The sequence below is a fragment of the Oribacterium sp. FC2011 genome (assembly GCF_000701645.1).
Lineage (GTDB): Bacteria > Bacillota > Clostridia > Lachnospirales > Lachnospiraceae > Oribacterium.
Genome location: NZ_JNJM01000009.1, coordinates 114,455 through 139,942 on the forward strand (window position 1 = coordinate 114,455; position 25,488 = coordinate 139,942).

A 25,488-nucleotide genomic window follows, 5' to 3' on the forward strand; every position below is an offset into this window, starting at 1 on the left:
CCTCCTTGCGTGCTTGATAGATATTTACAATGACCTTTTAATCAGTATCTTCATCTTAATTTTAAAATCCCTCGTTTGATTTTTTACTATTTTAACAAACTTTTTTATATCGTCAATAGTGAGAACCAAGGTTTTTTTGAATAAAAATCCAATTTAAAACTATTAATTTTTTAATAAATATTTTTTATTTAAAGATTGATAGCTCTCTTTTTTTTATATATACTATTCCATGCTTTATTGAAGTGATGGAGATAATTTGAAAAACACTTTACATCACTGTTTGTACCGCCGGCTGAAAGAGGCGGAATGGAGATATTATGGAAATAAGACAGCTAAATTCTTTTGTTAAAATAGTAGAAATGCAGAGTTTCAGTAAGGCAGCCGAGTCCCTTGGTTATACTCAGGCTGCGGTTACTATTCAGATACGTCAGCTTGAACAGGAATTCAATACAAAGTTTTTTGACAGAGTGGGAAGACACGTTGTCCTCACCCCTCCGGGCCGGGAGTTTCTCCAGTATGCCAATGAAATCCTCCGCCGGGTTGATGATGTCCACACAGCCCTCGGAAATCCCCAGATGCAGGAACATAAGCTTCGTATAGGCTCACTTGAATCTCTTCTTACCTATAAGATTCCGAATGTGGTGAAATACTTCTATGACAATCACCCGGAGATAACATTGGAAATAAAAACAGGTTCACCTAAAGAGCTTATAGATATGCTGGAGCATAACCTGGTGGATATGGTTTATTTCCTCGACCGACGTGTTTATGACTCTAACTGGATAAAGATACTTGAGGAACCGGAACCCATCATTTTTGTGGCAAGCCCGGATCTGGAAATCCCCGGAGAAGACCCAAAAACCGGACAGGTTCATATGAATGACCTTCTGCAGCTTCCTTTCTTCCTGACAGAGCAGGACTCCAATTACAGATATGCTCTCGAGCAGGATCTGGCCGCAGACCGCATGCAGATCCGTCCTTTCTTCGAAACCGGAAACACTGAGGTCATCATCCGCCTTGTTAAGGAAAACAAAGGCATCACCTTCCTTCCGGCCTTCTCCGTACAGGAATGTATCCACAACGGTGAACTCAAGGAAATCAAACCTACAGATTTCAGCATGACCATGTACCGTCAGATCTTCTACCACAAAGACAAGTGGGTCACAGAAGAAATGAAAGAACTGGAAAAGCTCGTAAAACAGGGACTGCTGTAATAACCTGCAACAGTTCAACCGGAATATAAAGACCAGAGCGGTCAGGCATCCATTTAAAACCGTTGAGCTGAGTCGTGAAAAATCAAAATCGGACCCCTTAGAACCACTTGGCTCACTTTTTCCTTAGCCCCCTCGCCAAGTCAGATGTTGTCATAAAGAGAACTCTGACATTGGCGAGGGCCTAGTGGTTCTTAGGGGTCCGATTTTAGATTTTTCCGACGAAGCGACTCGGCTTTAAATGGATGCTTGACCGCTCGTAATTAGTTCAACGCCTGATAGTAGTACCAGGCCTGCTTCTTTGTTGTAGGTGTCTCGCTGGCTCCGTTTGAGTTCCAGAGACCGAAGGCGTAGCCCTGAACCGCCTCCACAGGAGCGTCCACAAGACGGCTCAGAAGGAATGCCTCAACGTAAGGATTCTCCTTGGCCTTTTCCCAGGCCTGCATGATTGCCCAGCTCTGGGCCTCTTCACCTCTTATGGAACTGAATCCCTGCTCTGAAAGAATCAGATGTCTCACCTTTCCTTCGGGACTCAGCATTTCCTGATTCTGCATGTAATCGGTAAGAACATGGAGATTCTTCAGGTTAACAATCTTTGAATCAGCATCATCTGTTGCCAGTGGTGAAGTATTCATGAAATCAGGATTTGTAAGATCCTGAGGGTAAGGATGCCATGCTATGCCATAGTCTGTATCTGCAAGATACATATTGAGATAACTTAAAAGATCCCTCGAAGCATAGTACATATCTCCTCCGGACATGGTCCAGTTATAATCAAAGGGGATAAAAACTCTCGCATCGGGATTATAGGTCTTTATGGCATTATAGAAAATGCGGAAACCATCCGCATAAGCCTTGGCATATTTATTTATATCCGACACTCCGAGATAGTTCCACTGAACCTGATTGTTGATCTCATTTCCGATGACCCAGTTGGATATCTTATCTTTATATCTGTTTGCCAGGGCATTGGCCACCTCTTCTGTTCTGTGTATTCCCATTTCAGTTAAAGTATTAAACTGATACAGATTTGAAACCGCCATATCAACAGGCAGTAACTCATCATTAGGCTGGAAATCATTCATGACACCTATAGTAACAGTAAGATCTGCTGCATCATATTCATCTACCAGGGCGTCAATGCTTTGCATTTGAAATTCATCTTTCAGGAAGCTTGCATTGAACTGGAAAATAACCTGCTTGCATCCCAGATCCACCATATCATGAACCATTGTTACGTGAGATGAATGTATACCCTTTATACTCTCCGGTGTGTTATAAAATGCCAATGCCTGTATGCTCATGGAGGCAGTCATGATGCTGCTAAGCGCCAATGCCGCTGCTTTCTTTAATATATTGTTTTTCATACATTACCCTTTCTTCATTCTCTAATATAAATACTCTTGTTTTTCCTGTTTATTTCTGAAATACGGATGTAGATCTGATCAGCTCTGATAACAAAAACCAATTATTCGCGTTTTACCTGTTACCCGCTCACCTTCCACTTATGTTTTTTTCATTATACAATATTCTTAACCAAATAAATTTTACTTATTATTACAGATTTATGCAGATTTATACCCTTTAAATACCTTGCTTTTATGCGGTGTCTCGGATATAATGCCTAAGGTTAATGACATTTAAGAGCGGCTACAATGGCCACTCTTTTTTTACATAATATATATCAGAAAAGGAGAAGCGAATGATTGCAGCAAACAATATTACCTTTCGTGTAGGCAAGAAGGCACTGTTTGAGGATGTTAATATCAAGTTCACCGAGGGAAACTGCTACGGTATCATCGGTGCCAACGGTGCAGGTAAGTCAACATTTCTCAAGATCCTGAGCGGCGCTCTGGAGCCCACAAGCGGTGAGATCACCATGACTCCGGGACAGCGTTTAAGCGTTCTCGAGCAGGATCAGTTCAAGTACGATGACTGCACGGTTATCGACACTGTTATCCGCGGAAACCAGCGTCTTTATGACATCATGAAGGAAAAAGATGCCATCTATGCAAAGCCTGATTTTTCAGATGAGGATGGTATGAGAGCAGCCGAGCTTGAGGCAGAGTTCGCTCAGATGGACGGCTGGAATGCTGAGGCTGATGCAGAGACCATGCTTAACGGTCTCGGAATCGGTACAGACCTTCATTACAAGCTTATGAATGAGCTCAAGGGATCAGAGAAGGTTAAGGTTCTCCTTGCCAAGGCACTTTTCGGAAATCCTGACATCCTTCTTTTGGACGAGCCTACCAACCACCTGGATCTCAACTCCATCGAGTGGCTTGAAGAGTTCCTTATCAATTTCGAGAATACCGTCATCGTCGTATCCCACGACCGTTACTTCCTTAATAAGGTATGTACCAACATTGCGGACATCGACTACGGCAAGATCACAGTATTTGCAGGAAACTACGATTTCTGGTTTGAGTCTTCACAGCTTATCGTTCGCCAGCAGAAGGAAGCTAACCGTAAGAAGGAAGAGAAGATCAAGGAGCTGCAGGAATTTATCCAGCGTTTCTCTGCCAATGCTTCCAAGTCAAAGCAGGCAACTTCCCGTAAGCGTGCTCTCGAGAAGATCGAGCTTGATACCATTAAGCCTTCTTCAAGACAGTATCCTTACATCGTATTTAAGCCAAACCGTGAGATCGGTAATGACGTTCTTGAGGTTAAGAATCTTACAAAGACCATTAACGGCGTAAAGGTTCTGGATAATATTTCCTTCATCGTAAACCGTACAGATAAGATCGCACTTGTTGGTCCCAACGAGCTTGCAAAGACAACCCTTATGCAGATTCTTTCCGGTGAGATGGAGGCTGACAGCGGCGACTACAAGTGGGGCGTAACCACAAGCCAGTCCTACTTCCCTAAGGACAACACAGCAGAGTTCAAGTCTGAGGATACCATCGTTGAGTGGCTCACTCAGTACAGCCCTGACAAGGATACTCAGTTTGTCCGCGGCTATCTTGGAAGAATGCTTTTCAAGGGCGACGATGGCTTAAAGAAAGTTAATGTCCTTTCCGGAGGAGAGCGCGTAAGATGTATGCTCAGTAAGATGATGATCTCAGGTTCCAATGTTATCATCCTTGACGAGCCTACCGATCACCTTGACATGGAGTCTATCTCAGCTCTCAATGACGGTCTCAAGAACTTCCCGGGTGTTATCATTTTCTCATCCCGTGATCACCAGGTTGTTGAGACAACCGCAAACCGTATCTTTGAGATCATTGATGGTCATCTCATCGATAAGATGACGACCTATGATGAGTACCTTGCATCCGACGAGGATATCAAGAAGAGATTTACATTCACCCTTTCTGAGGATGATGCTAGCGATAACTAAATTTCAAAAAAATCCCACCTGCCATTTGGCAGATGGGATTTTTTTTACATTCCGAGCTTGGTGAGGGCTGCTCGTTTCATTTCATTTACCCAGTAGATGTAGTACTGGTAGTTGTAGTGTATCTTCTGGTCTATGCTCCAGCTGTCAGGGAGGTTTCCGTTTCCGTCGCTCATTATTTCCTGGACGTCTATGAAGGTCCATCCGTTTTCGGCACATTTCTGTTTCATGGCTGCATTAAGCATGCGGACTGAGTCATTGTTGTAACCGGTCTTCTGGTAGGCTGCAGTCATATAAGTGGTGGAGATGACATTGATATCTATTCCCGGGTTCGCGGCCTGTATCTCTTTTAGGAGAATTTCGTAGTTATTGGCAGCATTGGGATCCGCAAGATCCTTGTAGCCGAAAAAGCTGTAAACGTGCTTGGCTCCGATCATGCCGATGGCTTCGGGAAGTCTGTATCTCTTTCCCTGGATCATGGGATGGATATTCTTTCCGTCATTTGGAAGAAGAGCATTTGCGATACTGTAACCTGCGACTCCAAGGGAAGTGAAACTATCACTTACAACGTCCCCTGCCCCACCGGCCATGTTATATCTTTGGAAATTCTCTGCAACTGAATCACCGATGATGACAGATCCCTGGAAATAGTTCCGAAGAGCTTCTATTTCATCATTTGTAAGATAGGCCACATCTCTCTGCGCCCATTTCTCTGAAACAGAATTAGCTATATTGACCGCGGTTCCGGCAATTTCATTGACAGCAGCTCCCGGGGTCTCGCCTGATACCGTTCCTGCAGCTTCACTGGCAGCAGCTCCCGGGGTCTCGCCTGATACCGTTCCGGCAATTTCATTGGCAGCAGCTCCCGGGGTCTCGCCTGATACCGTTCCTGCAGCTTCACTGGCAGCAGTACCTGTGGTATCACCTGATTCTGTTCCAGAAACTTCATTTACAGCAGTACCTGTGGTCTCTCCGGCCATAGGTCCCGGCCCCATCATATTGCTTTCCATGTTGCTGACATCAATCCCGTAACCGGCAACTCCTGCCCATACGGGAACTGTCATACTTAATGAAAGTACAGCAGATATTCCTGCAATATAAAGTCTGACTTTCTTCATTACATCTCCTTTTCCACATATATCTCATAACACCAATCGGATGGAAACCCTGCTATATGAACATATGCAAATCATAATCTGTTTACAGTGACTTTTATTATATCGGATTTATCTCATAAATTGTAAATCTATTTCCATAAGAGTGCTTACAATTCTTGCCGATAACTTATACATATTTTCGAAAAATTCGATATAATTATTATTATCTGTTAGAATTGTACTAAGCACACATAAAAAAATCATTACCGTTAACAGTAAAGCCGATCCGACATGCTTCTGTATGTCGGATATTCAGGCTTCAAAAAACAGAACTATAAGAAGCACCAATCAGATCTGTTTGTCAGAAATAAACGGCGAAAAACATGCTTTTACAAGGGAGTATTTATGAGAATCAATTTCAAAAAAAGTTTTGCAACACTATTGCTTTTGACCGGCATCATGGTCACACAGAGTCTTTCTGCTTTAGCCCAGGGAACCCTCCTCGCCATGACACCCTCTAAAGCTGTGGGTGACCCTTCCGTAGCTGCTTCTGTGGCTGCTGCCAATCCTTCTGGAGTATATACTTTTACCGGTACTACCACTGAACATCAAAACCAGCTTCTGAAACAATATTTCAAAAATTCCGTTATCATTGGCGATTCCATAGGCTGCGGCTGGGGATATCAGGCCATTAAGTATCCTTCTGATCCTGTAATGGGAAATTTCCTGTATCTGGCATGTCCCGGATTCTGCGTTCATTCTGCTTTTGACGATACTATAGAAGATCCCGGCACTCCTACATATAAAGGTGTAAAACATCCGGTATGGGAGTCCCTTAAGCTCCTGGCCGAAGATTTTCACCCCGGAGAAACCACTCATATTTATCTTCACTTCGGATACAAGGATCAGAAGTGGAATGATACTCCGGAGCTCTACGTTAAGCTTATCCAGACTCTTCAAGAGTATGTTCCTGACTCAGATGTCACTATCATCGGTGCCAGCTACATGTATCCCGGTAAAAGCGGCGGGCCATACACCAGTAAAAATATCAAAAAACTTAATCTTGCAATGCAAAAATATGCCAATACTTATGGCTGGGGTTATGTGAATGTCGGTGATCCTCTCGCCAATAAAAACGGTGATCTGAATCCGGCATACTGCTGTGACGAGTTTATGCACCTTACCGAAGAAGGCTACGATGTCTGGAAGAAGTCCCTTATGGGCTATGCCTTTGCAAGAATGACAGCTGCAGGAATCAGCTGATATTCTGATATAAATATCATCTGGCAATGTTTCCATTACGGAAATCTGAAAACACGGATTAACATCTCCCTGACAGAGATTTGAAAACACGGATTAACATCTCCCTATCGGAAATCTGAAAACACTGAGTAACATCTCTCTGTCGGGGATTTGAAAAAACTAATCATCATCTCCCCGACGGAGTTCTGAAAAAGCACCGATCTTGATCGGTGTTTTTTTAGTATATTACTTCAAACCTGTAATTATCCGGAACAGTCAGTTTCGGATGTTTCCTTATGTACTCCACCAACAGATCCTGAACATTGTCGGGATCCTCGTACACTGCTTTAGCATTGCCAATCATCTCATAGCCTCCGGTTCCGGTGGCTCTGTAATTTGAAGTAACAAGACGGTAGGTTTCACCTTCCTGAAGAGGGGTTCCGTCAAGCTTCCTTAAACGTACTACTCTGCTGCCTACAGGCTTTCTCAGGTCAAAAGCATAATCAAGCCCCGCATAAAAATCATAATTGTAATGCTCGATCTTCGGCTTCATAAAAACATCCGAAATGTATGGCTTTCCTTCCTCGTCAAGCTCCAGATACTGTGCGCATCTTTCCAGAGCTTCCTTAAGTATATCCACTGTAACTTCCTTCACCACTGAGGTATTGGCAAATGTATATGCCGCATAAATATCTCTTATGCTTACATTCTTCTTAAAGCCTATTTCGCCATTTCCAAGACTGGTGCAGGAAAAATCACACTCAACCGATTCCAGCTGCACCTGGTTAAAAAGAGCTGCAACCTTACTTCCGTGAAGAGCTATCTCAAGTTTATTTTCAGGCTCTATTTCTTTATCAAACTCTCCGACTGTCTCATCAAGCCACTTTTCAGTGCTTTCTTCCAAAGGCATTATCTTTTCTTTGGCGACTTCATCAGTTTCAGAACCTGTTTTCAAAAGTTTTGAAGAAAAACTGATTTTTCCGTCTTCGCTGTACTCTGCCTTAAGACTGATAAATTCCTCTGCATTGGCTGAAGGCTGAACGCTCCAGGTTCCGTAAAGATCAAGTCCCGACACAGACATATGCTGATGTCCCGTAAGCATAAGGTCATAATCAAGCTTCCTGCACATTTCACAGGCAATATTCTCCCTGCTGTCAGTAAGACTCCTGCCGGTTTTCAGATCTTCCTCATATCCGCCGTGATATATCAGTATAGTGATGTCGCATCCCGCCTCTTTCATCTCCTTATAGACATTTGAGGCGGATTCAAATGCATCCTTAACCCTGAGCTCCGTAAGGTTTTCCGGCTGTTCCCATACATTTACGTAATCTGTAACAACGCCTGTGATACCAAGTCTGAGGCCATTCGGAAGAGTACATATAACGAATCTTTTATGTCTTATCTCACCCCGGAGATCCTCCACATTGGCAATGAGGAGAGTTGCGTTCATGGCATTAACATAATCACGTATAACATTGTAGCCGAAATTAAAATCGTGATTTCCCAGGGTGTAAAAATCAAGCCCCATGGCGTTAAAAGCCTCAGCCACAGGATGGCAGGAAAACTTCTGTGGATTCTCCAGATAGTTTGTTATAAGCGGAGTTCCCTGAAGACTGTCTCCTCCGTCCATTACCAGTATCTCTTTTTCAACAGTTACTTCCGTTTCTTTAAGAAACCTTTTGTTTTCCTCAATGCTTACGGTTCTGTATGTTTCCGGCGCATTAGTCAACAAACTGCCATTTTCGATGGATACTTCAGCATTTCTTTTCTGTATATCCCGGGCGACATTTAAAAGTCCACAGTCTTTTTTACTACCTGTGGCATAGTCCACCGGCATGACCTTTCCATGAGTATCAGAAGTAAAAAAAATCTCAAAGCTTTTCATTTACAATTCTCCAAAAACATTATCTATATATGTGCCAAATGGATAGTTTCCTATACGGCATAGCCTGAAGGCATAGGAACTGGTCCGGATATCACATAAGATATTTATCTTCGTATCATAAGTCAGCAAAAGGCGGAGAAAACTCTCCGCCCATCTTTATTAACCTCTTGTTAATTTAACACGAATCTTTGTACTGATCCACTCTACGATAAGAACCAGCACCACAAGACCGATCAATATAGAACCCGCTTCATTCCAGCGATATGCATTCATGGCAAAAATAAGCGGTGCACCGATACCACCGGCACCAACAAGACCAAGAACGGTTGCATCTCTGAGGTTTATATCAAAACGATAAATAGCCGTTGATGCAAAGTTCGGCATGAGCTGCGGAAGGATACCGTAAAGTATCTTCTGCCAGGTTGAACATCCCATGGCATCCAGTGATTCCAGGATCTTTGTATCCAGATCCTCGATGGCTTCGATATACATCTTGGAAACCATACCTATGGAGGTCACAGACATTGTCATAAGACCGGCAAAGGGTCCGGGACCTGTAACTCTGATAAACATAAGTCCGTAAACGAATGCAGGCACAGTACGTACTATCATGATGAGTATACGTCCGATAAATGCAACCGGCTTTGGTGTCAGGTTGCTTGCGGATAAAAATGCCAGAGGCACTGAAAAAATGGCACCGACAACCGTTCCCATAAAGGCTATACAGATAGTCTCCACAAGGAGGTACGGAACGCCTTCCTTTGTAAGATTGAACAAAAGCTCCTGATCCGGGTGAATTATACCGTTCAGGATGTTAATGGCCATTTTTCCGCCATTTGCACTGGCGCCTGAGGTTTCCATGGCACCGAGACTCCATATAAGAAGTCCTATAACAATAACAGCTATGGCAAGCTGCCAGATCCAGTCCTTGGGACGGCTCTCATATGCTTTTACAATTCTTTCATCCATACGAGCACCTCCTTAAACAAGCTTCTTACGCGCATAGCGGCTTACAGACTCGATGATAAATACAGTCACAAAGAGTACCAGAAGGATCATTCCGACATTGGGATACTCTCTCCATCCAAGCTGCTCATTTAGAATGAGACCGATACCACCGGCTCCAACGTAACCAAGTACGGCAGCGTAACGAACATTACCCTCAAAATTGTAGAGACTGTTTGAAAGGAATGCCGGCATAACCTGCGGAACTATGGCATGTATAAAGGCTTCGGTTCTGTTAAAGCCCATGGCTTCCATGGCCTCAAATGCTCCCATATCCACAGTCTCAATCTCCTCATACATGATCTTTCCGATGTAAGAAAATGAGAATATCGCAATGGCTGTGGTTCCGGCTATGGTTCCGAGACCAAATATAAATGTAGCTATAAGTGCGCTGACAAGTGTAGGCAGTGTACGGATGATACTGAAGATAAGTCTCATTGTCGCAACTACGAAACGATTTTTGCAAATGTTGGTGGACGCCAGCATTGCAAATGGTAAACATAAAATAGATCCAAGCGCTGAACCGAGAAGAGACATCTTTACTGTATCAAGGATCGGATTAACTATATTTTTGAAATATCCATACTCAGGCGGAAACATACGGTTTAAGATTACAAAAAACTGATTGCCTCTTTTTGCAAGTGTAGCCGGATCAAAGCCTGTTACCCTTATGGAAACGTAACTCATAATAAGTACAAGGATAACGTAAATTGGTGCTCTGGAGCTCTTCTGCTCCACTGATTTTCCGTTGTCCAGAGTATACTTTTTAGGTGGGAAGATTTTATCGTAAATACTCATTCGTTATCCTCCCGTCCTCCCTTGTAGATCTTATCGAGGACTTCCTTATCAACCTCTGATGCAGGTCCGTCATAAATGATCTCACCGGCATTGATACCTATAACTCTTGAGCAGTACTTGAGAGCCAGGTCTACATGGTGGATATTGATAAGGATACTTATGTTCATATCCTTGTTGATACGTGTGAAATCATCCATAACCTGATTTGCAGTTACGGGATCCAGTGCCGCAACCGGCTCATCCGCAAGGATTATCTCAGGATTCTGTGCAAGTGTTCTTGCAAGGGCAACTCTCTGCTGCTGTCCTCCGGAAAGCTGATCCGCACGGACAAAGGCCTTGTCAAGGATTCCTACCTTATCAAGGGCTTCCAGCGCCTTCATCTTTTCATCCTGGTTGTAAATACCGAAAACAGAACGGAACCATGGCATATCAGGAACGAATGCCGTAAGAACATTATTGATAACAGTAGTACGTGTTATCAGGTTGAAAGACTGGAAGATCATACCTATCTTTCTGCGGAAACGACGAAGACTCTTTCCTGAAAGCGTCATAACATCAGTTCCATCCACAGTAAGCTTTCCGCTTGTTACGTCATGCATACGGTTGATGGTACGGATCAATGTTGACTTGCCGGCTCCTGACAAACCGATGATGGCAACAAATTCGCCCTGCTCTATCTCCAGATTGATATGCTTCAGGCCTTCATAGCCATTTGGGTATCTTTTTCCTACATCCTCAAACTTTATCATGGTTATTTCCTTTTCCTGTTATGAAATAAAATTGTTTATTTAACCCAATGTTCCATGTGAATGTTTAAATCGTTAAGCACTCACATCTAATATCGGATAAAAAATAATAAATAATTAGTCGAATTCAGTAATTATCATTATGTCCCGCTAATCCTGATACTCAATTTTACAAAGAAAGAAAGTCCGCATGAATGCAAGCATTCTGCGGACTTTCCGAATCTTTAACGTGTACCGCTTTTATCAGTTCTGACCAAGACGAAGTTCCTTGATAAGATTCTGAGCATCACGAGCAGAATTGTAGTCAGCGTCATTAGCCTCTACATAACCCTTGTGGCTGTAGATAGAGATGATCTCCTTACCCTCTTCTGTGCTTCCGATGTTGATCATAGCCTGCTTGAATGCAGCCTTGAAATCCTCATCCATCATAACGTCAGATACTCTTGAACCTGAGATAGTGTCATTGTAGATTCCTTCTGTAACACCGATAACATTAGTGTCATCCCAGATTGAATTCGGCATTGCATACTCAGCATTCCACTTCTCAACATAATCACGACGTGCATCAGCATATGTGCAAAGTACGTCGATCTGTCCCTGAGCAAGACGTGCAAAAGCTGTACCATATGAATCACACTCTACAGCATGTGCGAGATCTGTGATGTTCTTTCCAAAGTTCTTCTGGATCCAAAGTGCCGGATAAATGTAACCTGCTGAAGATGTAGGTCCCATTACACCCCAGTTAAGACCGTCAAGGTCTTCCCATGTAAGCTCTTCACCGTTGTTTACCTTCTCTGCAACAGCCTTACCGTTATCTGAAGGTCCTGCAATGATAAGTGCGCGGTAGAATGTTACCTGCTTCTCAACTGCCTCTGTAGGCTTCTGATCGTTCCAGTCCTTTGCGCTGTCACTGTCGATTGAAAGACCGTCTCTTGTAGCTGTAAGAAGAACTTCTGCGTCCTGATCATAAAGAACGTAGGTACCGCCGGGGATGAATCCGATATCGATAGTTCCTGCAGCAAGTCCCTCACCAACAGCCTCATAGCTTGTTCCTACTGTGATGTTAACATCCTTGATATTGTAACCAAGAGGAGCCATCTCCTTCTTGATCATCTCCTTAAGGGGTTCTGTAGCTGTAACGATCTCGTCCGGCTCACGTGATGGAACGAATGCTACATTAAGCACGTCTACGTCCTTTGCATCTGCAGGTGCTTCTACAGCTTCCTTCTTCTCTCCCTCTGCTCCTGCAGCAGTTGTCTCCTGTGCTGCCTTTGTTGACTCAGTTGCAGGTGTTGATGATCCACAACCTACAAGTGCTGATGCCGCAATTAAAGCAGCCATAACTAAAGAAATAGATTTCCTCATTCTTCTCCTCCTGGCTTGAAGCGTTTAGCTTCCTATGAATTTTTACAGCGTTTCCGCTGTCTGTCCAAAACTTTAAAGAGTATATCTAAGGTTTTGGAATGTGGCAATACATTACACAACAATTATATATAAAAATTGAAAGTTTGCCATAGTTTTTGGTTATATAATGGTACAGAAAATGCAAGGGACGGGTGACGGGCCACGAAGTTGAAAGAACAACACGGTCGGAATGTTCGTCCCAGCTGCACTGGCGTGCATCTGTGCCGTACATTCCGACCGTGTTGTTCTTTCAGTTCGCAGCCCTAGCCACCCATCCCTTGCATTTTCTTCACGTTTTCTTTTTATTTAAAAAAATAAGTGCAGATGTCAGAGTTTATTATTCTCTGACATCTGCACTTTTTAGGTTTAAATACGTCACTAATCAATTTTTTCTCATTTTCACAATTGATTATATTAACAAATTTTATCCACACATTTTATGCAACATTTTTTATCCACATAGTTGTCCACAATTATGCAAATTATTCCACATTTTATGTGGAATAAACGTAAATTAAACTGAATTACACCTTCATAAAATCTGCATTCATAATGGTTTTCCACATTTCAATTGCTTCCCGTAATAGCGCTTTGACTCATATCAGATAATTCCAAATTTTCAGTCATCAAGAACAGGCACTTTGAGATTTTTGACTTAATTGTGAAGAATATGAATATGCAGTCAATGTGCTAAACATTTAATACGACAACTTTACAGGATATCCTTATATCGGCCGAGGAAGGTCTGCATGCGCTCGTTTTCGGAGTTGAAGACTTCTTCGGCGGAGCCTTGCTCGACGATTACTCCGTCGGCCATGAAGATAACTTTGTCGGAAATGTCTCTGGCGAAGGACATTTCGTGGGTTACTATGACCATAGCGATCTTAAGATCCTTCAGAGATTTAATGACCTTCAGAACTTCGCCGGTAAGTTCGGGGTCCAGTGCACTGGTGGGCTCATCGAAGAAGAGGACTTTTGGATTAAGGGCAAGAGCTCTTGCAATTGCTACTCTCTGCTGCTGTCCTCCGGAAAGCTGAAATGGATAGTAGTTTGCTTTATCACTTAAGCCCATCTTTTCCAGTAGCTCCATTCCGATCTTCTCGGCTTCGGCTTTTGATTTTTTCTGAACATTTATCACTGCATCAGTAACATTCTGCATAACGTTCCAGTGCGGGAACAGATTGAACTGCTGGAAAACGAGTCCGAATACGGAACTTACTTTTCTTATGGTTTTTTTATCTGCATATGCAGCCTTACCGTTGGGATCATTCTCGGCAACTATAGTATCCTCATACTTAAGTGTACCTGAGTCCATTGTTTCCAAAAGGGTTGCACACCTTAAAAGTGTAGACTTTCCCGAACCGGAGGGTCCGATTATGGATACTATCTCACCGTCTTTTACTTCAAGACTGATATCTCTTAATACTTGCAGATTATCGAAGCTTTTTTTCACATGCTCCATTTCCAAAAGATTCATTTTATTATCTCCGTTATTGAGTTCATCGCCCCATAAAATTTTTGTCTACTTAAGGGCCGAGGATGCATATCAGATTTTCACAAAAAATCCGAATTTTTATTTATAGTAGTCAAGTTTCTTTTCTGCCTTATCCATGAGAAACGCCACTACGAAATTGAACACATAATAAAACAATCCCGCAACAATAAGCGGTGTCATGGAGGTCTGACTTGAGGATAATGCCTTTGCCTTTGTGAACATTTCCATTACTGAGATGGAGAAGGCCAGGGAGGTATCCTTGACAAGTGTTATAACTTCATTGGTAACAGACGGAAGGATTCGTTTGATAACCTGCGGAAGGATGATCCTCACAAAGGTCTGGAATTTGCTGTATCCGAGAAGTGTGGCAGCCTCGTACTGTCCGACAGGCATTGACTGTATTCCTGATCTGTAGATTTCAGCGAAGTAGGCAGCGTAATTGATTATGAAGCCTATATAAACAGCAGAATGTCTGTATGTGGGACTAAGCTTTATATTAAAGAGATAGTAAGGTCCGTAATACACAACAAAAAGCTGAAGCATAAGAGGGGTTCCCCTCATTATGGATATATATATCTTTGTTATGCTGCTGATAATGTTATTCTTCGACATCCTTCCAAAGGCTATAACAAGCCCCAGCGGAAGACTGAAAAGAAGTGTTATCAAAAAAATCCTTACCGATACGGCAAGACCTTCCAGTAATTCTATTATTATCTGTGAAAGAACCATGTTTTCCTCCAACGTATTTCCTTTAACGTGTTTCTGTCTGATTATACATAACGCTTTAGCTCAATGCAATGATAAATCGTTAAATCAAGTGTATCACTGAAAGCCGGAAGGGACAGTTCTCGCCGGCGAGAACCATCCCAATGGATTTACGATTTCGCTATCCCTTCTTCCAGCCTACATCTCGCGATGTAAACCTTGGGATTCGGTCCGGGATTCGCTGGCAACTACGTCCCTTGTGGACTTTTACCACAGATTGACGACATGCCCGACATACAAAAAGATGCTGTGGTGTTATCCCACAGCATCTGCGTTATCGTCATCAGCCTGACCATCCGAATCATTCTCAATGAATTCAAGATTGCCCTGCATCCATATTTTTCCTTTAAATCTTCTTCCCACAGCCGGGATGCCCACGAGATCCGACTCATTGATGGCAACATGGAAGATACAGTCGTTGCAGCTGATCTTCATATCCACCACATTTTCATGGGTGTAAACATTCTCCTTTACTCTGAGAGAAACTATCTCTCCAAGGATGGAATATATATCACACTCCACACCCGTCGGCATGAATGTCGTTTCTACTATGCTGTATAAATCTTCTGTAACTATGCGCTGATGGAGCTCGTTAAACATATTGATATCCGTTTCGGTAAGAGTATCAATTGCTTCCTGGTCTCCCTGCCTTGCGGCTTCAAACAGTCTTCTGCGCTCATTGCTTTGTCTTTTTACTGCTTCAGGATCTTCATCCTTCTTCTCTATCGGTAAAAGGATCTTTCCGTCGCTGGCAAGTCCTGTAAGAAATGCCTGTCTTGCTTTTACACGCATATCCATTTTTTGGAGTTCTCTGAGCTGTACTGAGTTGGTCACATAAAAAATCAGTGTGATACCTGACTTAAAGTCTTCAAGTACTCCTGCATAAGTTTCCTTTTCCAGATGTCTCTCCACAGATCCTGCTTCTGTCAATGTTCCATCATAGGATCTCATATACGGAAAATAATACTTCCTGTGAAAAACACCGTCGGGAGTTCTCTCTCCCACAACCGCAATACCCATAGAAGGTGCCACCGGAAGCTGATACTGCTCAATGACTGAACCCTCGTTACCATTGATGATAAGAGTCCGGTACTTGTCATTAACAGCACGCTCCAAAAGCGGCTCAAGCTGCATGTCCGTTTGTATTTTTGAAAATCCGATCGTTTTCAGAAAATTATGCATCTATAACCCCTTTAGACTGCAATCTGAATAATCTTATATTTTCCCGTAAAAATCAATGCTTTTCAACAGAATGAACGTCTACCAATCTGAAACTCAATTGATTTCATTTAGAAATGTAAGATAATTACATTTACGGGAATAACCAATGAAAGCCAGGTGTTAAATACACCTGACTTTCGTATATTACTATATCAGTTTCTTAATTGCAAGCAATCTCAGAATCCCTGCATCAGTCTATCATAATACCTGCTGATACTCCGTTTACGGGATCGGCGGCATTACACAAATCCATCAGCAAAAAGTAATATTATACCAGTCCCTGAGCGAGCATTGCATCAGCAACCTTCTCAAAACCTGCAATGTTGGCACCAACTACGAAGTTGCCCTCATAGCCATACTTCTCAGCTGCAGCTGCAACGTTCTTGTAGATATTTGTCATGATATCCTTAAGCTTTCCGTCAACCTCTTCGAAGGTCCAGCTGAGTCTCTCAGAGTTCTGAGACATCTCAAGAGCTGAAACTGCAACACCACCGGCATTAGCTGCCTTAGCAGGCATGAAGAGGATCTTTGCTGCAAGGTAAGCATCGATGGCATCTGAATCAGATGGCATGTTAGCACCCTCTGCAACTGCCCAGCATCCGTTGGCAAGAAGCTTCTTGGCATCCTCACCGTTGATTTCATTCTGTGTTGCGCAAGGAAGAGCGATATCGCACTTAACGCCCCAAGGTCTCTCACCCTCATGGTACTCTGAACCGGGAACTCTCTTTGCATACTCTCTGATTCTTGCTCTCTCTACCTGCTTGATCTGGCAGAGAACGTCAAAGTTGATTCCGTTAGGATCATAAACGTATCCGTTAGAATCAGAACATGTAACAACCTTTGCTCCAAGTGCGGTTGCCTTCTGGATAGCATACTGTGCAACATTTCCCGAACCGGAAACAACTACTGTTGCTCCGTTAAGAGACTTGCCTGCTGCCTTTACCATTTCGTCTGTGATATATACGAGACCGTATCCTGTAGCCTCAGGTCTTGCAAGTGATCCGCCGAAGCTGAGACCCTTACCTGTGAGAACGCCCTCATAGAGGTTTGAAAGTCTCTTGTACTGTCCGAAGAGGTATCCAACCTCACGTCCGCCTACACCGATGTCTCCTGCAGGAACGTCTGTGTCTTTACCGATATACTTGAAAAGCTCTGTCATGAAGCTCTGGCAGAAACGCATAACCTCTGACTCTGACTTTCCGTGAGGATCAAAATCAGAACCACCCTTGCCGCCACCGATAGGAAGACCTGTAAGAGAATTCTTTAATATCTGCTCGAAGCCAAGGAATTTGAGAATTGACTGTGTAACTGAAGGATGGAAACGAAGACCGCCCTTGTATGGTCCGATAGCAGAGTTAAACTGCACTCTATAGCCAAGATTTACATGGTTTACACCCTTGTCATCTGTCCAAGGTACTCTGAATGTAATGATTCTTTCCGGCTCTACAAATCTCTCAAGGAGAGCATTCTTTCTGTATACATCCTCGTTCTTCTCTACGATAGGATCCAGAGAATCAAGAATTCTCTTTGCAGCCTCAAGAAACTCCGGCTCATTTGAATGTTTAGCCTTTAAATTTTCGTAAACTTCTGTAACATAAGACATAAGATTTTCCTCCTTCAGGAAATACTTCTTAATTTAAAAAAATCCGGTGCCAGGACAGACCACGCCCCCTCTTCCTGAAAGGCGCCCCCATTGGCTCCGAATCGTTTGCTTTACATGAGATACTATATCACGATATAACTTCAGAGTAAATAAAAAATAGCAGACATAACCAAACGGTATGTTTTGAAATGGTACGGAAAATGCAAGGGATGCGCGACGGGCCACGAAGTTGAAAGAACATCCTGCTCCTAATGTTCGCCCCAGCTGCACTGGCGTGCATCTGGTTCGTACATTAGGAGCAGGATGTTCTTTCAGTTCGCAGCCCTAGCCACACATCCCTTGCATTTTCCTCACATATCGATAACAATTTACTGATGAATTATTCACGTATATTAAAAGAAGGCTGTGTGAGATATAGATCTCACACAGCTTCACTTCATGAACTTGTTGCCACAAGATTCAACATGTATTGAATATCAAAGTAAGGTGGCGTGACGCTGAACTTTACTCTGTATACTCCTTTACGCAACCAAGTATCTCTACAGGGGTTTTGTCGTTCTTCTTGTACTTCTTTCCGTAGAAGGCAAGCATGTAGATTTCCTTGAGGTCTGAGATCAGCGGGTAGCGGGGATTAGCGCCGGTACACTGGTCGTCGAAGGCCTTGACACTCATTTCATCGAGGGTCTTTAAGAAATCTTCTTCTGTTACGTTGTAGTCCTGTATTCTTTCCTTAACGCCTACTGTCTTCTTGAGTTCTGTGATCTTCTCGCAGAGCTTCTCAACAGCCTTTGCATCATCCTTCTCGTTAATGCCTACGAAACGTGCACACTCAGCATATCTCTTAAGTGTGTGAGGATACTCATACTGAGGGAATGTTCCCATCTTTGGCGGCTGCTCTGATGCGTTATATCTGATTACAGCATTAAGAAGCAGTGCGTTTGCAAGTCCGTGAGGGATGTGGTGGAATGCGCCAAGCTTGTGAGCCATGGAGTGACAGATTCCAAGGAAAGCATTGGCGAAGGCCATACCTGCCATGCAGGAAGCATTAGCCATCTCATCACGTGCCTTGATGTTTGTAGGCTCGTTGTAGGCTGTAGGAAGGTAATCAAATACTCTCTTCATAGCCTGAAGTGCGAGACCGTCTGTATATGGTGAAGCCATCATACTTGCGTATGCCTCAAGAGCGTGTACAAGTACGTCGATTCCGGATGCAGCTGTAAGTCCTCTTGGCTGTGTCATCATGTTGTCTGTGTCAACGATGGCAATGTTAGGAAGAAGCTCGTAGTCAGTGATAGGATACTTTGTTCCTGTCTCCTCATCTGTTATAACCGCGAACGGTGTAACCTCTGAACCTGTTCCAGAAGATGTAGGGATAGCTATAAACAGAGCCTTCTCGCCCATCTTAGGGAACTGGTAAACCTTCTTACGGATATCTATGTAACGCATAGCCATGTCAGCGAACTTTACTTCAGGGTGCTCATAAAGAACCCACATGATCTTTGCTGCGTCCATTGCTGAACCGCCACCGAATGCGATGATGGTGTCAGGATTGTAACGTGCCATCTGCTCAGCACCTTCAGTTGCATTTGCAAGTGTAGGATCCGGCTGAACATGAGAGAATACTCTGTAGTCGATTCCCATCTCATGAAGCTTATCTGTTATAGGCTTGATGTATCCTGCCTGATCAAGGAAGGAGTCTGTTACCAGGAACACCTTCTTCTTATCGTAAACGTCCTTAAGCTCACTGAGGGCTACAGGCATACAGCCCTTCTTGAAATAAACCTTCTCAGGTGTTCTGAACCAGAGCATATTCTCTCTCCTCTCTGCAACTGTCTTGTAGTTTAAAAGATGCTTGATACCAACGTTCTCAGATACGGAGTTTCCGCCGTAAGAACCGCATCCCAGTGTAAGAGAAGGAGCAACCTTAAAGTTATAGAGATCACCGATTCCACCATGTGAAGACGGCATGTTGAGAAGTATTCTGCAGGCATGCATTGCAACTGCGTGCTTATGAATCTTCTCAGTCTCTCTGGGATCAATAAAGATAGATGCTGTGTGTCCGGGGCCTCCGTCCATGAGAAGGAGCTCTGCATTCTTAATAGCAGCATCGAAATCCTTTGCCTTGTACATTCCGAGAACCGGTGAAAGCTTCTCGTGTGCAAATGGCTCTGCCTTTGTGTTATCTGAAACCTCTCCTATGATAACCTTCTTATCGTGAGGGATCTTTACGCCGGCAAGCTCAGCGATCTTCCATGCAGGCTGTCCAACGATCTTGGCATTGAGTGAGCCGTTGATAATGATGGTCTTTCCAACCTTCTCACGCTCCTCCTTGTTAAGGAAGTATGCGCCTCTGTACTCCAGCTCTTTCTTTACCTTATCGTAAACGTCTGCAACAACGGTTATTGACTGCTCTGATGCACAGATCATACCGTTATCAAATGTCTTTGAATGAAGGATAGAGGAAACTGCCATCTCGATATCGGCTGTAGAATCGATGATACATGGGTTGTTTCCTGCACCAACTCCGAGAGCCGGTGTTCCTGATGAATAAGCTGCGTTAACCATTCCCGGTCCGCCGGTAGCAAGGATGCAGTCAGCATCATGCATGATCTCTGATGTCATCTCCAGTGACGGCTCATCGATCCATCCGATGATGTTCTCAGGTGCACCTGCTGCAACTGCTGCGTCAAGTACGATCTTTGCTGCAAGGCTTGTACACTTCTTAGCTCTTGGGTGCGGGCTGATGATGATACCGTTTCTTGTCTTAAGGCAAAGCAATGTCTTGAAAATAGCTGTTGATGTAGGGTTTGTTGTAGGAATTACAGCAGCGATAAGTCCTAAAGGCTCGGCAACTGTCTTTGTTCCGAACGCAGGATCCTCGTCGATAACTCCACAGGTCTGTACATTCTTGTACTTATTGTAGATATACTCAGCTGCGTAGTTGTTCTTTATAACCTTATCCTCAACCACGCCCATTCCTGTTTCTTCTACAGCCATCTGCGCAAGCTCTATACGCATCTGGTTTGCTGCTGTAGCTGCTGCATTGAAGATCTTGTCAACCTGTTCCTGACTGTAAGTCGCGAACTTCTCCTGAGCCTCACGAACTACCTGGATCTTCTGAAGCAATGAATCCATGTCATTTACAACTTCCGGATTTTTTACTTTACTCATGTGATTTCCTCTTTTCTGTGGCAACAATAGTTTCTGAAAAATAATTTCACGAATCTGTTCTGATTCGTTTGTTATTTTTTTATCAATCTATGGACATAGTATATTTCCTAAATCTCTCCTTGTCAATACAAATTGACATTTTTTTAACATTCTTTTAATAATTTACAGAGCTTCCATATATCCACAATACATCAAAATCATCTGAAATGGTGAAATATTGACCGGCTGTTTCAATGCCAGAAAACCCATATAAAAAGGTAGCCTGTTGTAGCTGCAACCAATGTGAAAGGAAGCCCTATCTTCATAAAATCTCCAAAAGACACTTCATGACCGCCCTTCTTCAGCATACCCACTGCCGTGATATTGGCACTTGCACCTATCGGTGTAATGTTTCCTCCCAGGGTAGCTCCTGTAAGAAGACCAAAATAAAGCACATAGGGCTCTATACCAAGAAGGGATGTTATACCCGTCAGTATAGGAAGCATGGTAGCAACATAAGGAATATTGTCTATAAAGGCAGAGAACACTACGGAACCCCAAACAATGATGGTGTACAGTAAAAACAGATTATCGCCGCCTGCATCTACTATGAGTTTTGCTGCATCATCTATAAGTCCCACATCGGTTATTCCGCGTATAACCACGAAAAGACCGCACAGAACAAATAATGTTTCGAAGTCAACTGACGCAAGGGCACGTCTGAGATTTGTAATGCTTCTCCTGGTAACGTAATCGTAAATCAGACATATAACCGCGATGACCATACATATGGCACCGTTTGTTATTGACGGAGTATCCGGAATGAAAGATGCGATAATGAGACATACAACTATTCCGCAAAGTGCGATAGTGGGAAACTTATCCTCCACAACGGTTTTTTCATTTGCCTCAACCGGCTGGGTGAGCTTATGAAAAAGAAACATCATTACAGGTACTGTCATGATCGCTCCAAGCTCAACAGCCCAGAAAATTCCGGGACGTCCCTTCATCCAGAAGAATTCCATGAAGTTCATGTTTGCGTAATCACCAAGCATTATGGAGGTTGTATCACCTACCAATGTTGCAGCGCCCTGGAGATTGGATGAAACAGCCACCGAAAGGATCATGGATACCGGTGAGATGTCCAGCTTCTTACATATGGCAAGACCCACCGGCGCTATCATGAGAACCGTAGCAACATTATCGATAAATGCCGAAACAGCACCCGAAAAGAGCGACATGAGTATGATCACCCACATTACATTAGGACATTTATCCAGGATGATGTCTGCCATCAGGTTAGGCATCTTCGATTCGATAAAGAAGAAAACCACTAACATGGTTCCGCCTATCATCATGAGAACGTTCCAGTTAACAACGGAAAGAATGTACATAAAATCTCTCCGCATTATTCCAAGGACCACAAAGGCTGCTGCAACCGCCCAGATCGTAAATAACTTCCATTCGGATTTCACGATCATAACCACATACATCAGGATAAATAATGCTAACGCAACATATTTTATTTCCAAAATTAACCCCCTTCAAAAAAATACAAAGAAGGAGACTGTTGATCCTCTCACCAGTCTCCTTCTGCATTATAATATTTTATTCATAGCATGCATGTCTTCAGGAATCTATGAGACCACTATCTTCCCTGTATCATCCGATCTTCAGCCTGAACTTCTGCGCGGCTCTGTCTGAATTTACAAGAGATATCTCTGCACCCAAGGTCTGAAGCTTCTTCTCGAAATGCTCATATCCTCTCTGGATATAACCGATCTCGTTAACTGTTGTTATACCTTCAGCACAAAGTCCCGCAATAACAAGGGCTGCTCCTGCTCTTAAGTCAAGGGCATTGACGCTGGCACCGGTAAATTTCTTCACACCGTCTATAACAGAAACATTACCCTCTACCTTTATGTTTGAACCCATACGGGCAAGCTCATCAACATACTTGAATCTGTTTTCAAAGATAGATTCCGTAACCACAGATGTTCCCTCTGCAAGTGCAAGGGTAACTGACATCTGAGGCTGCATGTCTGTAGGGAATCCCGGATATGGCAGCGTCTTTACATCTGTAGGATGCTGTACCTCCGCACCGATGACACGTACCGCCTCATCGTACTCATAAATGGTATTTCCCATTTCCATAAGCTTTGCTGAAATTGATTCCAGGTGCTTGGGAATAACATTCTTGATAAGTACATCGCCTCTGGTAGCTGCTGCCGCACACATAAAGGTACCGGCTTCTATCTGGTCAGGAATAACCGCATAGGTGGTGCCGTGAAGTCTCTTTACACCCTTGATACGGATAGTATCCGTACCGGCGCCCTTGATATTGGCTCCCATGGAATTCAGGAAGTTTGCAACATCAACTATATGGGGCTCCTTGGCAACATTCTCAATGATAGTTCTGCCTTCGGCAAGAGCCGCTGCAAGCATGATATTGATGGTAGCTCCTACAGACACAACATCCAGGTAAATATGTGACGCCTTAAGTCCATTAGGTGCATCCGCCTGAACGCATCCGTTCTTGATCTCAACATTGGTTCCCAGAGCCCTGAAGCCCTTGATATGCTGATCGATAGGTCTCGAACCTATGGCACAGCCTCCCGGAAGAGGAACTATGGCCTTGTGATATTTTCCAAGCAATGAACCTATAAAATAGTAAGACGCTCTGATCTTACGTATGTATTCATCATCTATGGAAACATCCTGTACCTCTGAAGCATTGATTAGAGCCGTATGCCGGTCTATTCGTTTAACTGTGGCGCCGACTTCCTTCAGTGCCTCCAGCATAACGTTAATATCTCTTACGTCCGGCAGGTTCTCTATCGTAACATCTTCATCTGTTAAAAGCGCTCCGGCAATGATGCCCAATGCAGCATTCTTTGCCCCGCCTATCACGACTTCTCCGTGAAGGGGTTTTCCGCCTTTCATGATAAACTGTTCCATATATCTCCTTAAGTCAGTAGTATAATCAGCAAAAGAGTATACTAAACCTTTATATCCATAATCCCTAGAATTATAAATGAAAGCTTCCTTTTTTGCAACCTACATTAAAATTAAGAAAAAATACTCAAAATCATTCCTGACACTTTTTCCGTAATTGCCTGAACATTATTTAAAAAGATTATATCACTTACACCATGGTCAGTGATAAAGTCAGAAAGGTTACCTTTATAATATCTGTAATCCACCACATAAACATTTTCATAGTGATCCACAAGGAATGGGACAAAGGCATTGCCATAGGACTCCTTCACCAGCACGCAGCTTGAACCATCTGTTATATGTGGATTTGTAATCTGTGTAAATGGGTTATCACCATTGATGAAGCAGTTATACTTTCTTCCCGCATTGGCTTCTGTCACATCATTTATGACCTTGCTGTTCACCACCTCACCACTCTCAAGTGTGATTACAGCATCATTTGTACCTAAAGGTATCCATGCTTCCACATGATCCGGATTGGCCTTTAACTGTTCGGATCTGTTTGTGGCAAAATAGAATGTTCCGTAAAAGCCTTCATAATCCACATACTGATAATCACTTAGTTCATGGGGCTCAATGCCTTTCTCCATGCAAAAATCTCTGTAAGCATAGTAAGCACCCAGGGCAGTCCAGTGATGGTCAGTATTATAATAGATGTACTCGTCCTTGTGGGCTACCATGGTGTCAAACACGGATATCCTGTGTATGGAAGGATCCATCAGACTGTAGATATAGTTAAAGGCATCCGGCATGTTTCCTGATCCAAGCTCCTCCTGAAGAGAAGGATCCAGATCCACTCCGAAGCTGTTGGGTACCAGCATGTCATAGACATTGGCATCCGGGAACAGAGCTTTAACCGTATTTATAACGGATGCATACTTAACGGAACCGCCCTGATTGTAATAAAAGATCTCATAGCCTCTATTGTTGTTGACATAGATATTTCCGGCCTGTTCGCCCGCGATCTCCACCTTTTCCTTTGGAGTAGTGTCAACCTTGAGAGTTCCGTCTTCATTGGTTTCTATAAGCTCATCGAATTCAATGACTGTTTCAGCTGGAGCTTCTTCAGTCTCCTCAGGACTTTCCATAAGAAGCACCGGTGCGAGAGATTCTGCAGTTTCCGGTATGGTATCTTCCACCACCGATGCCTTATTGCCATAATAGGCTTCTCCGCCCACTCCGTAATAGTCCTCTATTCCGGCTTCCAGAGAGAGCAGTTCCTCCCTGTAAGGAAATGTATCAGAAAACCACTTATTGAGATCAGTGAAGAATTTTCCATTCATCACAGTAAGCATCTCCGGAGCAGGCCTTTTTGCAAGAGGTCGTTTCTCTGACTCGGAGTAATCCGGTCTTGAAATCACAGTTCCCACAAAAAAGAGTCCTGCAAAGGCGACCATGGCGACACCTGACATAAGCCTGGCTCCGTTGCTTTTAAAGACCTTCTTCTTTATTTCCCTGCTGATCTTATTCTTTTTTGATTTTGGTTTTGTGTTATCACTCATTTATAAATACTGATTTTCAGCCGTAATATA

Annotated in this window: 17 protein-coding genes and 1 pseudogene; 3 read left to right on the plus strand and 15 right to left on the minus strand. The window is 43.3% G+C overall.

The window, feature by feature from the left end:
• The first annotated feature begins 317 nt into the window (after positions 1-317).
• A complete protein-coding gene (locus T357_RS0108980; protein WP_031551265.1) occupies positions 318-1,214 on the plus strand; it encodes a LysR family transcriptional regulator in 897 nt (298 codons plus the stop codon).
• A gap of 260 nt (positions 1,215-1,474) precedes the next feature.
• Here the strand turns inward: T357_RS0108980 and T357_RS0108985 are convergent, their stop codons facing one another.
• On the minus strand, positions 1,475-2,578 hold the full coding sequence (locus tag T357_RS0108985; RefSeq protein ID WP_049962359.1) for a DUF5722 domain-containing protein: 1,104 nt from the start codon (positions 2,576-2,578) through the stop codon (positions 1,475-1,477).
• Between the two features lie 335 nt (positions 2,579-2,913).
• On the opposite strand from T357_RS0108985, the gene T357_RS0108990 reads away from it, so the two are divergent.
• On the plus strand, positions 2,914-4,551 hold the full coding sequence (locus tag T357_RS0108990) for an ABC-F family ATP-binding cassette domain-containing protein (RefSeq protein ID WP_031551271.1): 1,638 nt from the start codon (positions 2,914-2,916) through the stop codon (positions 4,549-4,551).
• A gap of 44 nt (positions 4,552-4,595) precedes the next feature.
• On the opposite strand, the gene T357_RS20245 is transcribed toward T357_RS0108990, so the two are convergent.
• Positions 4,596-5,666 carry a GDSL-type esterase/lipase family protein gene (locus T357_RS20245; protein WP_031551274.1) on the minus strand — a complete coding sequence of 357 codons (1,071 nt, stop codon included), beginning with the start codon at positions 5,664-5,666 and terminating at the stop codon, positions 4,596-4,598.
• Positions 5,667-6,050: 384 nt separating this feature from the next.
• On the opposite strand from T357_RS20245, the gene T357_RS0109000 reads away from it, so the two are divergent.
• Positions 6,051-6,908, plus strand: a complete 858-nt coding sequence (locus tag T357_RS0109000; protein WP_031551276.1) for a GDSL-type esterase/lipase family protein — start codon at positions 6,051-6,053, stop codon at positions 6,906-6,908.
• Between the two features lie 217 nt (positions 6,909-7,125).
• Here the strand turns inward: T357_RS0109000 and T357_RS0109005 are convergent, their stop codons facing one another.
• The 13 genes and pseudogenes from T357_RS0109005 to T357_RS0109065 form a co-directional block, all read right to left on the minus strand.
• A complete protein-coding gene (locus T357_RS0109005; RefSeq protein ID WP_031551280.1) occupies positions 7,126-8,772 on the minus strand; it encodes a bifunctional metallophosphatase/5'-nucleotidase in 1,647 nt (548 codons plus the stop codon).
• A gap of 159 nt (positions 8,773-8,931) precedes the next feature.
• On the minus strand, positions 8,932-9,741 hold the full coding sequence (gene phnE / locus T357_RS0109010; protein ID WP_031551283.1) for a phosphonate ABC transporter, permease protein PhnE: 810 nt from the start codon (positions 9,739-9,741) through the stop codon (positions 8,932-8,934).
• A 12-nt stretch (positions 9,742-9,753) separates the two neighbouring features.
• On the minus strand, positions 9,754-10,575 hold the full coding sequence (gene phnE, locus T357_RS0109015) for a phosphonate ABC transporter, permease protein PhnE (RefSeq protein ID WP_031551291.1): 822 nt from the start codon (positions 10,573-10,575) through the stop codon (positions 9,754-9,756).
• Entirely contained in the window at positions 10,572-11,324 is a 753-nt protein-coding gene (gene phnC / locus T357_RS0109020) for a phosphonate ABC transporter ATP-binding protein (RefSeq protein ID WP_031551294.1), read from the minus strand. Before phnC ends, phnE (T357_RS0109015) begins: the two co-directional genes overlap by 4 nt.
• A gap of 240 nt (positions 11,325-11,564) precedes the next feature.
• A complete protein-coding gene (locus T357_RS0109025) occupies positions 11,565-12,686 on the minus strand; it encodes a phosphate/phosphite/phosphonate ABC transporter substrate-binding protein (RefSeq protein WP_031551297.1) in 1,122 nt (373 codons plus the stop codon).
• 751 nt (positions 12,687-13,437) lie between these two features.
• On the minus strand, positions 13,438-14,202 hold the full coding sequence (locus tag T357_RS0109030) for an amino acid ABC transporter ATP-binding protein (RefSeq protein WP_031551300.1): 765 nt from the start codon (positions 14,200-14,202) through the stop codon (positions 13,438-13,440).
• A 96-nt stretch (positions 14,203-14,298) separates the two neighbouring features.
• On the minus strand, positions 14,299-14,949 hold the full coding sequence (locus T357_RS0109035) for an amino acid ABC transporter permease (RefSeq protein ID WP_031551303.1): 651 nt from the start codon (positions 14,947-14,949) through the stop codon (positions 14,299-14,301).
• A gap of 291 nt (positions 14,950-15,240) precedes the next feature.
• A complete protein-coding gene (locus tag T357_RS0109040) occupies positions 15,241-16,167 on the minus strand; it encodes a DUF3881 family protein (protein WP_044916604.1) in 927 nt (308 codons plus the stop codon).
• A gap of 307 nt (positions 16,168-16,474) precedes the next feature.
• Positions 16,475-17,809 (minus strand): NADP-specific glutamate dehydrogenase, encoded by a 1,335-nt coding sequence (gdhA, locus tag T357_RS0109045; RefSeq protein WP_031551309.1) that lies wholly within the window; start codon positions 17,807-17,809, stop codon positions 16,475-16,477.
• A gap of 570 nt (positions 17,810-18,379) precedes the next feature.
• Positions 18,380-20,980 (minus strand): annotated as a pseudogene (gene adhE / locus T357_RS0109050) (bifunctional acetaldehyde-CoA/alcohol dehydrogenase); the annotation flags it as partial.
• A gap of 230 nt (positions 20,981-21,210) precedes the next feature.
• Positions 21,211-22,452 carry an ArsB/NhaD family transporter gene (locus tag T357_RS0109055; RefSeq protein ID WP_442944864.1) on the minus strand — a complete coding sequence of 414 codons (1,242 nt, stop codon included), beginning with the start codon at positions 22,450-22,452 and terminating at the stop codon, positions 21,211-21,213.
• Between the two features lie 169 nt (positions 22,453-22,621).
• On the minus strand, positions 22,622-23,917 hold the full coding sequence (locus T357_RS0109060) for a UDP-N-acetylglucosamine 1-carboxyvinyltransferase (protein ID WP_031551317.1): 1,296 nt from the start codon (positions 23,915-23,917) through the stop codon (positions 22,622-22,624).
• A gap of 110 nt (positions 23,918-24,027) precedes the next feature.
• Positions 24,028-25,458 carry a DHHW family protein gene (locus T357_RS0109065; protein WP_049962360.1) on the minus strand — a complete coding sequence of 477 codons (1,431 nt, stop codon included), beginning with the start codon at positions 25,456-25,458 and terminating at the stop codon, positions 24,028-24,030.
• Positions 25,459-25,488 lie beyond the last annotated feature (30 nt).